An 11,603-nucleotide genomic window follows, 5' to 3' on the forward strand; every position below is an offset into this window, starting at 1 on the left:
GCTCTACTTCTTCTTATGCGAGGCCCGGCGCAGGCGCACGGCGAGCGCGCCCAGCGCGAGCAGGGCGACGAGACCGCCCAGGCCGTAAACACTTAACATACCGCCCCTGGTCTGTACCGCAATGGTGACAGGCTGCGAGATGGTCGCGCCGTCAGGCGTCGCGAGCCACAGGCGGAGGTCTGTCCTGCGGTCAGTCGGCAGGTCGGCCGTCATCGATACCGTAATAGAACCCTTGGCGGGCACCCGCAGCGTCTCTGGCGTGTTGAGGGACGCGGACTCAGGGCCTTCATATTTAATGTGGGCCTCGACGGGCAGTGGCAGCGAGTTCTCCGCGACGATGAGCAGCGGCGACGATTGCGAAGATCGCGTATAGACGTTGCCCGGCGGAATGAGCGAGACGGAGGCGCGCAGCTCCTGCAGCTGCTCCGAGTTCGCCTCGAAGCGGCGCGTCGAGCGCACGATTGCGTCCTGGTAGCCGGAGGCCGTCTGGCGATCGTTGAGACTCAACGCCATGAGCAGGTCGCGGCGCAGCGGCAGCGTAAATCCGTAGCGCGTGAGCGCAATATTCGGATCATTGACCATGATGAGCATGAGCTCGTCCGCGTACCGCGCTTGTTGCTCGGCCAGCAGGATTTCCGGCTCGCTCAGCGCCGCGGGGTCCGCGTAGGGGCTGCCCGGCTGGTCGTTTGTCTCTGCCGCGCCCAGCTTGCCGATGCCCCTTTCGGCCGCGCCCTGCGCGAGCTCATCGAGGACCGCCGCAGCGGCGGCCGGATCGAGTTGGTTGGGCAGCTTGGCCACGAGGGGTGCATCTTTATCGGCTTCTGGGGCGGCGTGCTCGGTGCGCGCGAGGCGGATGCCGGCGGCGGCGCTGAGCGCGCGGGAGGCGGGGGCATCGGCAGCAAAGTCGTAGCGCAGTGCCGGGTTGGAGTACGCGGTGGTCTCCGGGCGCGAGCCGGTGGCGGCGAGCAGCGAGGCGAGCGAGGCGTTATACGTCGCGTAGTGCTCGCTGCCCGTGACTGTCGTATTGTCCGCGACGAGGACGGTGGGCGTGCCCAGGTCCGCGTAGGGGGCATTCGTCGTGAAATCCGAGGTGACGTAGCCGTTGCCGGGCACAAGGATAGTGGTAGGCGTTATGCCCAGGGTGTCCTCGATGGTCTCGTTGCCGCGGGCGACGGCCTCGTGGAGGAGCCACGCGTTGCGGGTTTTCGCCGCGGCGTTCTGGTCCGCGTTGGCCCACGGCATGGTGCTGATACAGTCGAGCTTCTTCAGCTTGTCCAGAAAGGCCTGCGCCGCGGCGGAGCCGGTGCCTTCGACGCCCGCGGTGTCGTTGGTCGAGCCCCAGGAGTCGCGCAGGCGCTGTGGCTTCTTCACGATGGACGGCCGGTTACTCGCCACGGTGTAGCCGTCCGCCATACGCGACGCAACGTCGACGAGCGCAGGGTCGAGCACGACGCAACCGGGCTGGTTGTGGTCGAGGTACGTGTCGACGAGTCGGGTAAGGCGCCCCTCGGGGCCGAGCTGGCCCGCGAGCTGCTCGGACTGGAGGATGAGCGACTCGCCGCCGGTCTCGCCCGGCACGATGTCCACGGTCGCGGTGAGCGGATAGAGGACCGTGAGGGAATCTTTGGCCTTGGAGTCGCCGACGGGAAGGAGGAGGCGGTCATCGGCAAGCGCATGCGCCGCCCCGTCCTGGAAGCCGGTGAGCGCGAACATGAGCGGGTAGACGCCGTCCTCGTCCAGGGCCAGGGTGCCCTGATCATTGAGGCCCGTGGGCACGCGGAGCTCGACCGTGGTGCGCTCCCCCGGTTCCAGGTCCGCGGGTGCGGCGGTGGCCGCGAAGTAAGGGAACTGGCCGGTGGCGAGCTCTGAGCGGCCTGCGTCGACGGTGGAGACGCGGTCCCCGCGCCGGGTGGTGACCTGGAGATCCGTCATCGTGGTGTCAGAGGTATTGACGATCTCGAGGGTGACGTGGAGATCCTCCCCGCGGCGCGGCGCGGAGATCTCCGTGACGCTGAGCTCGGCGATCTGCGGCGTGCGGACGCTCTCCCAGGCTGCGTCATCGAGCGTCGGCGCGGCCTGGGCGGGCGCCGTGAGGAGCGCGACGGAGGCGGCGATTGCGACTACAGCGGCGCGCCTCAACGCGGCGTGGCCTTCCCTGCTTCCTTGTCTGCGCGGGCTAAGTCAGGAAGCAGATCGTGGGCGATACGCGCGAGCTTGCGCTCGTCCGCGTACGCCAAATGCTCAATGAGTTGGGACACAGGGATCCAGGAGACTTCGGTGACCTCCGGATCCTCGTCATTGAGGATGCCGTCGCGGAACCGCAAGAGATAATGGTGCACCGTCTTATGGATGCGCACGCCGTCTGAGACGAACCAGTAGTCGATCTCGCCGAGGTCCGCGAAGACCTCGCCGTGGATACCGGTTTCTTCCCAGACCTCGCGCTCGGCGGTCGCGCGCTTGTCCTCGCCGGCCTCGACGTGGCCTTTGGGCATGGACCACAGGAGGCGGCCGCGGCGGTCGAGGCGCCCGATGAGCGCGACGTAGACCTGGGAGAGATCCACCGAACCGTCAGCCTGCACGGCCTCCGGCAATCCGGAGACAATGAGGCCGCCCGCGGACGTTTCGTCCCGGGTTTCCATCGAGCGCGACTGCTGGCGTTGCTGCTGTTGCGCGCGCTTGGCACGCCCGTCGGTACGCCGGCGGCGGCGACGCCTGCGCGGTGCGGGTTTGGTGCCTTCATTTCGGTTAGTCATCGCCACTTATCGTAGTAGACTTGGCCGCGTGAATTTTCAGGACACCCAGGACAGCACCGACCGTACGGATCCCGCCTCGCCGGAACGCCTGGGCGTCCTCGCGCGGGCAGACGCCGCGGTACGCGAGCTCTACCCGCTGCTCGAGGGGCTCATCGCTCGCTTCGAGGAGTCTGGCCACGCGCTCTACCTCGTGGGCGGCTCCGTGCGCGACGCCGCGCTCGGCCGCCTGGGTCACGACTTGGACTTCACCACGCCGGCGCGCCCGGACGTGGTGCAGGCCATCCTTGACGACTGGGCCGAGACCGTGTGGGACACGGGCATCGACTATGGCACGGTGTCTGCGGCGTACAAGGGCCAGCAGATCGAAATCACCACCTTCCGCTCCGACGTCTATGACGGGGACTCGCGCAACCCCGAGGTCGCGTACGGCGACACGCTCGAGGGCGACCTCACGCGCCGGGACTTCAAAGTTAACGCCATGGCGGTTGAGCTGCGCAGCGACGGGCCGGAGTTCCACGACCCGATGGGCGGCCTCGGCGACTTGGCCGCACGCGTCCTCGACACCCCGGCCGCGCCGGAGCAGTCCTTCCACGACGATCCGCTGCGCATGCTCCGTGCCGCGCGCTTCGCCTCCCAGCTCGAGTTCGACGTCGCCCCGCGCGTGCTCACAGCCATGCAGGACATGGCCGGCGAAATCCAGCGCATCACCGTCGAGCGCGTCCAGGTGGAGTTGGACAAGCTCATGCTCGGCTCGCTGCCGGAACGCGGTATCGACTTGCTCTGCTCCTCCGGCATCGCGGACTACGTCTTCCCGGAAATCCCCGCCATTGCCATGGAGCCGGACGAGCACGCGCAGCACAAGGACGTCTATGCCCACTCGCTCAAGGTGTTGCGCCAGGCCATCGACCAGGAAGAGGATGGCCCGGACCTCGTGCTGCGCTGGGCCGCGCTCCTCCACGACATTGGCAAGCCCGCCACGCGCGATACGACGGACGGCAAGGTGAGCTTCCACCACCACGAGGTCGTGGGCGCCAAGCTCGCGCGCAAGCGCCTGCGCAAGCTCAAGTACCCCAAGCACGTGACCGAGGACATTGCGCAGCTCATCTACCTGCACATGCGCTTCCACGGCTTCGATGGCGACTCGTGGACGGACTCCGCCGTGCGCCGCTACGTCACGGACGCGGGCGAGCTTCTCCCCCGCCTGCACAAGCTCACGCGCGCGGACTGCACGACGCGCAACAAGAAGAAGGCCGCGCGCCTCGCGCGGACGTACGACCTGCTCGAGGAGCGCATCGCGGAGATCGCCGCGAAGGAAGACTTGGCGCGCGTGCGCCCCGACCTGGACGGCAACGAGATTATGGAGATCCTCGACTTGAAGCCGGGTCCCGAGGTCGGCAAAGCGTGGAACTTTATGAAGGAGCTACGCCTCGAGGAAGGTCCCCTCGAGCGCGAGGTTGCGATTGCGAAGCTGCGCGAGTGGTGGGAATCTAGATAGCTATGTACGCCGACCGACTGTTTAAGGCCCTCGAACGCAACGAGCCAGCGCGCGGCCAGCTCCTCATCGCCGCGCCCGGCATGCGCTCTTCCGAGTTCGCGCGCTCCGTCGTGCTCATCCTCGAGCACAACGCGGAGATGACCTTCGGCGTCGTGCTCACCCAACGCTCCGAGGTCGCCGTCTTCAACGTGCTGCCCGAGTGGCTGCCGCTCGTGACCAAGCCGCAGGCCCTCTACATCGGCGGCCCGCTTAACCAGCAGTCCGTGCTGGGCCTGGGCATGACGCAGCCCGGCGTCACCTTCGACGAGGATGACGTGCTCTCCAAGATCGCGCCGCGTCTGGCACTCGTGGATCTGCGTGCGGAGCCTTCCGAGCTCGAAGATCGCCTCGCCGGCATGCGTCTCTTCGCAGGCTACGCGGAGTGGGCGCCCGGTCAGCTTGAAGAGGAAATCGCGGACGGCGATTGGTACGTCGCACCGGCGCTAGCGCAGGACGTGCTCACGCCTGGCCCGGCCGATCTGTGGGGCGACGTGATGAAGCGTCAGCCCATGCCTCTCCCCCTGTTCTCGACGTTCCCGCGGAGCGCCGACGCGAATTAGATTCCCGTACTGCGGGGCGTTCATACCATGTAGCGGGATTGGTATGCTGGCTCCATGAATTCCGTGGACACGCGTGCAGAGATAAAGAAGGGCCTTGCTGATACCTGGGCCGTGGGCTTGGGACTTATTCCTCTCGGCCTCGCCTTCGGTCTGCTCATGGTCCAGACCGGCTTCGCGTGGTGGTGGGCGCCCATCTTCTCCTTCGTGATCTACGCCGGTTCCATGGAATTCCTTGCCGTCGCCATGATTACCTCGGGTGTCTCGGCGACTGCGGCGGCCGTGACGGGTTTTATGGTCAACTTCCGCCATATCTTCTACGGCCTGACCTTCCCCCGCGATAGTATTCGTTCGGTGCTGGGACGTGCCTACTCGACGTATGCACTCACAGACGAGTCCTACGCGATCGTCTCCGCCCTGCCGCGCGGTGAAAAGCTCTCCGGTCCACGGGTGCTCACCATTCAGATCTTCTGCCAAGCGCTCTGGGTGCTGCCAGGCATCGTCGGTGCGGTGGCCGGCCAGGCTGTTCCCGACTCGGTCCAGGGCATGGAGTTCGCGCTCGTCGCACTGTTCGTGGTGCTCGCCTTCGACTCCTTTAAGAACAACCCGGACTACTCGCTGCCCGTCATCTCCGGCATCATTGCACTCATCTGTGCACTGCTTGTTCCCGGCCAGATGCTCATGGTCGCGCTTGTCGCGTACTTCCTCGTGCTCATTGCGCGCTTCTTCTCGCCGCGGCTCGATGCGGCACTCACCTGGAAACGGGGGGCATCGGAAAGCTCTGCACAGGTGGTGGACTAATGCCAGAAGGAGTGACCCTGGGCGCCATCTTCGCCGTACTGCTGCCCGTGTGTGTGGTGACGGTACTTATTCGATGGCTGCCGTTTGGCTTCGTCAAGGCCTTCAAGAATAACCAGTTCATTAGCCTGCTGGGCCTGCTCATGCCCGTGGGAGTGATGACGGTGCTCGTGGTGTACACGGTCTTCGGCCAGCGTGAGGCACCCGGCGGGCTGCTCGCGGCGCTCCTCGGCGTGGCGGCGACGGTGGGGTTGCACCTGTGGCGCCACACCTCGGGGCTCTCCATTATCGGAGGCACGCTCGCGTATATGGCGCTGGTGAATCTAGTGTTCTAGCCGCGCAGGTTGGAGCATCAGTATGAGAGCTCCGGGAAGCGGGCGGTGGCTTCGGCCCACAGCGCCTCAAAGTCCTCCAGGCTGAGACGCTCGGCCTCCATGCCCTCGTAGGAATCATAGGTGTTGGGGTGCGGCACCTCGGCGAGGGGAATTTGTGCGTCGCCCTGCGCGGCCTGAGGAGTCGCGGCGCCCACCACGGCGTCATTGGGGGCAAGAGCAACCAGGCGGTGCATGCGGCAGGTTGTGGGCGACAGCTCCTCGAGCTCGGCGACGTGGATGGCAACGCCCACCTGCGGGATGGTCATGGTGGTGCGGACGTGGAGGAAGGTGCTCATGGTGGACTATCTTACCGGCGTCTCTTCTTGGCGGGCGTAGCGGGCGGCCAGCCATGAACAGATCATGAGCTGTACTTGGTGGAAAATCATGAGGGGCAGGACGAGGAGGGCGAGCTGCGCGCCGCCTGCGCCGAAAATGACCGAAGCCATGGGCAGGCCCGTCGCGAGTGACTTCTTCGTGCCGCAGAATTCGATGGCGCGCGTGTCGCTGCGGTCGAAGCCCAGGAGCTTGGATCCGCGCTGTGTGAGCCACAGCATGAAGACGACCATGACGATGGAGAAGAGGACGAGGAAGAGCACCTGCCACACTCCGATATTGGACCAGATGCCGCCCACAATGCCGGCGGAGAATGCGGAGTACACAACCATGGCGATAGACCCACGGTCGACGATCTTGGTGCCCTTGGTAGCGGCGAACGTGCCTACCCAGCGGCGAGTGATTTGGCCCAGGAAGAAGGGTAGAAGAAGCAGGACGGCGAGATCAATGAAGACGGAGGAGTCGATGTGAATGCCGGAGCCCACACCCATGCACAGCATAACGAGCAGTGGAGTGAGGAGGACGCCTGCCAGGTTGGACAGTGAGGCCGAAACGATGGCGCCCGCCACGTTGCCGCGGGCGATGGAGGTGAACGCGACGGAGGATTGCACCGTGGAGGGCACGAGTGTGAGGTACAGGATGCCTAGATACATATCCTCGCCGACGAGTCCACTGAGGGGTCGGAGCGCAAGGCCGACGAGCGGATACACGACGAACGTGAATGCCAGAATTGTGAGGTGGAGCTTCCAGTGCTTGAGGCCATTGAGGGCCTCAGACGTGGAAAGACGCGCCCCGTAGAGGTAGAAGAGGAGCGCGATCGCGATATTCGTCGCGATGGAGAACGCGTCCGCGAAGGCGCCGCGCGCGGGCAGGATGGTGGCTAAAACGACCGCGCTGAGGATGAGGACGATCAGTGGGTCGGTGTTTTTCAAGCGTGCGAGCATGCCTTGCAGTCTACGCGGGCGCCGCGGCGCGATGTTTCACGTGAAACTACGTGTTGGGAGATTAGCCGGCAGCGGTATTCTTTACCGTCGTGCCGTCAGATTCCACGCCGAAGGCTGTGAGACCGGTGGGCGCTGGGCCGGAGACGACCTCGCCCGTGGCGAGATCGAACGTGCTCATGTGCTTCGTGCAGATGGCGTTGCCGCCCTGGATCTTGGAGATCGGGTTCTGCTGGTGCGGGCACGTCGTGGAGTAAGCCTTGAACACGCCTTCCTCTGGCTGGGCGAAGATAACACCGTCGACGATGACGCCAGACCCAACAGGAATTTCGGTGGCGGCTACCTCGGCGGTGGGCTCTTTACCGCAGGCGGCCAGGTAGGCCCCTGCGAAGGTGGTGGCAGTGCCGAGGAGGAAAGCTCGGCGGGAGCATCGAAAGGTCATGCCTCTACCCTAGCGGGTAGTTAGGCCGTGAGGTCAATGTCCACGCCGTAGCCGTCGTCGTCATTCTCCGCCTCGAGGTGAATATTCCCCAGTATTGCCTCGGCGTCATCGCGTGCCGCGTCGGCGGCCGTGTTGGAGAGCGTCCATTCCTTAATCTCGGTCCATGAGGTCTCGCCGAAGTCATATTCGCCGAGGGCCACGCCGACATCGGAAAGAATGGCGTCGATGTGCTTCTCTCTATCGTTGGGAGCGCCGGTCACTGTCGCGGAGACGGAGTCCGAATCGAAGTCGACCTCATACGTTGCAGCGTCTGCTGTGCGGGTACAGTCATCATCCTCATCGCAGGTGTATCCGGCCTGCTCGAGATTGGAACGGAAGCCTGGTACGTTGACGCCCTTCGACATGGCCGACGGTGAGGTCGTCTCGGCGGAAAAGGTGTGCGGAGCGGCCGACGTTTCGGTGGTGGCGGTCATCTCGGTGGTCACCGGCTCCGAGCTTGGTGCGTCCGAAGTGTCTGCGGTCGAGGAGCACGAAGCAAGTGCGAGAGTAGAGGCAGTGAGGAGGGGAAGCGCGCTCAAAGATTTCATGCGTTCCAGTGTGCCTGTTATAGAAGATGCTGTCATGTCTCACCCCTCCGTGAGGGGGATTCCGTGCGGCGAATAAGTGGCGAACACCAACGAAGACTAGGTTTTGTGGACAGGCTCAGCCTCTTGTTTATTTAGTCACTGTGACGGCAAACGAATTAAAAAGTTGGGCAAATGATGTAATGGGTTTAGTCCACTATAGGATTAAAAAAGAACCGCGGCAGAACCGCGGTGTACGTTTACTTGTTGTCCGCTTTGCGGGCGGCCCGGCGCAAGGCCGTGAGATCGACTGCGGGGCCGGCGGCTTCCTTTGCCTTTTCGTTCTGGTCGAAGAGGAATGCGGCGCGGGCGCCCATGTTGGCGCCGACGGAGACGGCGAGCACGGCGACGATGAAGCCGAGCGCGGGGATGATCCACATCCACCCGTGGGCGATGAGCGCGACGAGGCCACCGAAGAGGAGTGCGACGCCACCGAGGATCCATACTGGGCCAGCGACGGAGTGGGCGAACTCCCATGCCTCGCGCGACTTGCGAGCTTCCTCGACACGGAGTCCGATGACGTTATTGCCCGGTAGCTTGCGGGCAGCAGCGAGGCCGCCGATGACGACGAGCGCTACAGCGAGAATAAGGAGAATGACTCCGAGTGCAACCATGGGCTCCATTCTAAACGGTGCCTCCCCCGCGGCCGTAATCGTCCCACCGGGCACACTCGCCGCATATGTATTCATTATTCCCATGGGTGTGGGGTAACCTCAATGAGTATGTCGACCAATAGAAATTCGGCCGACCTGCTTCACTCCCTCGGGAGGCCGCGCTGCGTTGTGGCTGGTCGCTTGGGGGGTGCGGAGTAGCCTCCCACCACAGGCTCCCTTTATCTTTGTGAAAGTACTGCCATGAACCTCAAGAGCATTGCGAATAGTCTTCTCTTCAAGATTATTGTCGCCATCATCCTGGGCGTTATCGTCAGCTTCTTCGCGCCGGTGTGGCTCGGCCGCATCTTCGCTACCTTCAACGGGCTCTTCGGTAACTTCCTTAACTTCTTTATTCCTGTCCTTATCTTCGCGCTCGTCGCGCCCGCCATCGCGGGTCTTGGACGCGGCGCGGGTAAGTGGCTGGGTATTACCGCGGGTATTGCGTATGGCTCCACCATTCTCTCTGGTGCGATTGCCTACGGCCTGTCGTTGGCCCTCTACCCCACCTTGCTGGCAGGTCAGTCCATCAATACGAACGTCTCCGACATCGACGAGGGCGCCTTAGAGCCCTTCTTCACGGTGGAGATGCCCGCGCCCTTTGAGGTCATGACCGCCCTCCTGCTCAGCTTCTGCGTGGGTGTTGCCATGACGACGGTGAAGTCGGACAATCTGTACCGCGTCATCAAGGAAACCGAGAACGTTGTTATCAAGGTCATCTGGGGCTTTGTTATCCCGTTGCTGCCCATTTACATCTTTGGCATGTTCCTGTCCCTGGGCATGAACGGCAACCTGGGTGACGTCCTCGTTGCGTTTACCAAGGTGCTTATCCTCGCCGTCGTGATGACCATCGTGTACCTCATCTTCCAGTACGTCGTCGCGGGCGCCATCGCGGGCAAGAACCCGTTTACTGCCCTGAAGAACATGGCGCCGGCCTATTTTACGGCATTGGGCACGTCCTCTTCGGCTGCCTCCATTCCGGTGACGCTGGATTCGGCCTTGAAGAATGGCATCAGCAAGCCAGTCGCCGGCTTCGTCATCCCGCTCTGCGCCACGATTCACCTCTCGGGTTCCATGATGAAGCTGACGCTCTACGCGTTTGCCATCGTCTTCCTTACGGGCATGGATGTCTCTGCTGGTTCCGCCTTCGGATTCATCTTCCTGCTGGGCATCATGATGGTCGCTGCCCCGGGTGTTCCTGGCGGTGCCGTCATGGTTGCCGTTGGCCTTCTCCAGTCCAACATGGGCTTCGATGATTCCCTCGTCGCGCTCATGATCGCCGCGTACATCGCGATCGACTCCGTGGGTACCGCTGCTAACGTCACGGGTGACGGTGCCATCGCGATGATCGTGGATCGATTCGCGGGCAAGAAGATCAGCGAGGACGAGGCGGAGCGCGCCGCCCTCGCCGCCACAGAAGAGTAACAACACTAAGAATGAGGCCCAGCCGAAAGGCTGGGCCTTTGGTCATTCTTGGACACTGTGAGGTGTTATCCAGGCGCGTTCCCACGTGAAAGACGCGACGCATGCGCCGTCCGTCTTCTCTTATGAAGAAACTTTTGAGAAGATGAGAAACGGAACTCTTACACATTTCGGGAGAAGCAATGAGGTTCCGCTTCCCGTCATCCTGGCGCCGACTCCCCAGGAGGGGACGCAAGAGAACACCGTGAAGCTGCATAATGCTGCCGATGCCCCCAAGGACAACTCCGAGGAGGGTAGCTCCTCGGCAGGAGACATTGTCCTCCTCCTGCGTCGTTAACGCGTCTCCGCCTTCATGGCGGAGACGAACTCCGTCACGTCCTTGGCGAGCGCGTCGAGGTCCTCGACGCGCGTCGTGCCCGCTTCCTCGTCGATGGTGACGAGGTGCTTCTCAATGATCTTGGTGAGCGCCGAGCCAGTGATGGCACCGGCGGCGCCGGCCTTGATGGCCGCCGCGACATGCTCCGGGGTGGAGATGCCGAAGCCGAGGAGGACCGGCGCGCCGCCGAATCGGGCGACGTTAGCGACGACTTCGTCGAGGCCGAGAGTCTCGGACTCCTTCTCCGTGCCCGTCACGCCGTCGCGGGAGATCGCGTAGATATAGCCCTTCGAGCTGGCGGCGACGCCCTCGAGGGTGTGCTCCGTCGCGCGGGCTGGGGCGATGAAGATCGGATTGATATCCGCTTTCTTTGCGGCGGCAACGAAGGGTGCGCCCTCGCGCACGGGGACATCGGGAAGCAAGATGCTATCCGCGCCAGCGTCCTTGAACTCCGTGTAGAAGCGGTCGAGGCCGCGCGTAAACGGCACGTTGCCGTAAATGAGCATGCCGAGGGGAAGCTCGGGGAACTCCGCGCGGATCTGCGTGATCTGTGCGATGGCGGTATCGACGGTCGCGCCGTTGGTGAGTGCGCGGATATGGGAGGCCTGGATGGTCGGGCCGTCTGCGACCGGGTCGGAGAAGGGCACGCCGAGCTCGAGGGCATCGGCACCGCCTGCCACCGCTGCACGGACGACGGTGAGAGTGGCGTCCGGTGTCGGATCGCCGAGCATGATGAAGGGGACGAAAGCGCCTTCGCCGCGCTGCTTCAGGGTCTCAAAAAGTTGGCTGTAGCGATCCAT

13 protein-coding genes are annotated in these 11,603 nt (G+C 63.8%); 5 read left to right on the forward strand and 8 right to left on the reverse strand.

Annotated elements, in window-relative coordinates; translation table 11 throughout:
* Positions 1-3: 3 nt before the first annotated feature.
* Complete coding sequence (locus HMPREF2559_RS10595; protein ID WP_070540670.1) at positions 4-2,139, reverse strand: hypothetical protein; 2,136 nt, start codon at positions 2,137-2,139, stop codon at positions 4-6.
* Positions 2,136-2,753, reverse strand: coding sequence for an NUDIX hydrolase (locus HMPREF2559_RS10600; protein WP_070540674.1), 618 nt, complete (start codon positions 2,751-2,753; stop codon positions 2,136-2,138). The genes HMPREF2559_RS10595 and HMPREF2559_RS10600 overlap by 4 nt, the downstream gene beginning before the upstream one ends.
* A 28-nt stretch (positions 2,754-2,781) precedes the next feature.
* Here HMPREF2559_RS10600 and HMPREF2559_RS10605 point away from each other — a divergent pair, with 28 nt between their 5' ends.
* Genes HMPREF2559_RS10605 through HMPREF2559_RS10620 form a run of 4 tightly spaced genes read left to right on the forward strand, consistent with a single transcriptional unit; the run spans position 2,782 to position 5,977 of the window.
* Positions 2,782-4,248 (forward strand): CCA tRNA nucleotidyltransferase, encoded by a 1,467-nt coding sequence (locus tag HMPREF2559_RS10605; protein ID WP_066492700.1) that lies wholly within the window; start codon positions 2,782-2,784, stop codon positions 4,246-4,248.
* A gap of 2 nt (positions 4,249-4,250) precedes the next feature.
* Positions 4,251-4,847, forward strand: a complete 597-nt coding sequence (locus HMPREF2559_RS10610) for a YqgE/AlgH family protein (RefSeq protein ID WP_066492698.1) — start codon at positions 4,251-4,253, stop codon at positions 4,845-4,847.
* A gap of 54 nt (positions 4,848-4,901) precedes the next feature.
* Entirely contained in the window at positions 4,902-5,645 is a 744-nt protein-coding gene (locus HMPREF2559_RS10615) for an AzlC family ABC transporter permease (RefSeq protein ID WP_066492692.1), read from the forward strand.
* On the forward strand, positions 5,645-5,977 hold the full coding sequence (locus HMPREF2559_RS10620) for a branched-chain amino acid transporter permease (protein ID WP_066492686.1): 333 nt from the start codon (positions 5,645-5,647) through the stop codon (positions 5,975-5,977). Before HMPREF2559_RS10615 ends, HMPREF2559_RS10620 begins: the two co-directional genes overlap by 1 nt.
* 17 nt (positions 5,978-5,994) lie before the next feature.
* On the opposite strand, the gene HMPREF2559_RS10625 is transcribed toward HMPREF2559_RS10620, so the two are convergent.
* The 5 genes from HMPREF2559_RS10625 to HMPREF2559_RS10645 form a co-directional block, all read right to left on the reverse strand.
* Positions 5,995-6,312 carry a hypothetical protein gene (locus HMPREF2559_RS10625; RefSeq protein WP_066492685.1) on the reverse strand — a complete coding sequence of 106 codons (318 nt, stop codon included), beginning with the start codon at positions 6,310-6,312 and terminating at the stop codon, positions 5,995-5,997.
* A 6-nt stretch (positions 6,313-6,318) separates the two neighbouring features.
* Entirely contained in the window at positions 6,319-7,293 is a 975-nt protein-coding gene (locus HMPREF2559_RS10630) for a bile acid:sodium symporter family protein (protein ID WP_066492684.1), read from the reverse strand.
* A 61-nt stretch (positions 7,294-7,354) separates the two neighbouring features.
* Entirely contained in the window at positions 7,355-7,732 is a 378-nt protein-coding gene (locus HMPREF2559_RS10635; RefSeq protein ID WP_066492682.1) for a Rieske (2Fe-2S) protein, read from the reverse strand.
* 20 nt (positions 7,733-7,752) lie between these two features.
* On the reverse strand, positions 7,753-8,319 hold the full coding sequence (locus HMPREF2559_RS10640) for a hypothetical protein (protein ID WP_070540677.1): 567 nt from the start codon (positions 8,317-8,319) through the stop codon (positions 7,753-7,755).
* 236 nt (positions 8,320-8,555) lie between these two features.
* Positions 8,556-8,969, reverse strand: coding sequence for an SdpI family protein (locus HMPREF2559_RS10645; protein WP_066492676.1), 414 nt, complete (start codon positions 8,967-8,969; stop codon positions 8,556-8,558).
* Positions 8,970-9,209: 240 nt separating this feature from the next.
* On the opposite strand from HMPREF2559_RS10645, the gene HMPREF2559_RS10650 reads away from it, so the two are divergent.
* Positions 9,210-10,430 (forward strand): dicarboxylate/amino acid:cation symporter, encoded by a 1,221-nt coding sequence (locus HMPREF2559_RS10650; RefSeq protein ID WP_070540680.1) that lies wholly within the window; start codon positions 9,210-9,212, stop codon positions 10,428-10,430.
* Positions 10,431-10,760: 330 nt separating this feature from the next.
* Here the strand turns inward: HMPREF2559_RS10650 and trpA are convergent, their stop codons facing one another.
* On the reverse strand, positions 10,761-11,603 hold the full coding sequence (trpA, locus tag HMPREF2559_RS10660) for a tryptophan synthase subunit alpha (RefSeq protein WP_070540686.1): 843 nt from the start codon (positions 11,601-11,603) through the stop codon (positions 10,761-10,763).

It is taken from the genome of Corynebacterium sp. HMSC072G08 (assembly GCF_001809185.1).
GTDB classification, from domain to species: Bacteria; Actinomycetota; Actinomycetes; order Mycobacteriales; family Mycobacteriaceae; genus Corynebacterium; species Corynebacterium phoceense.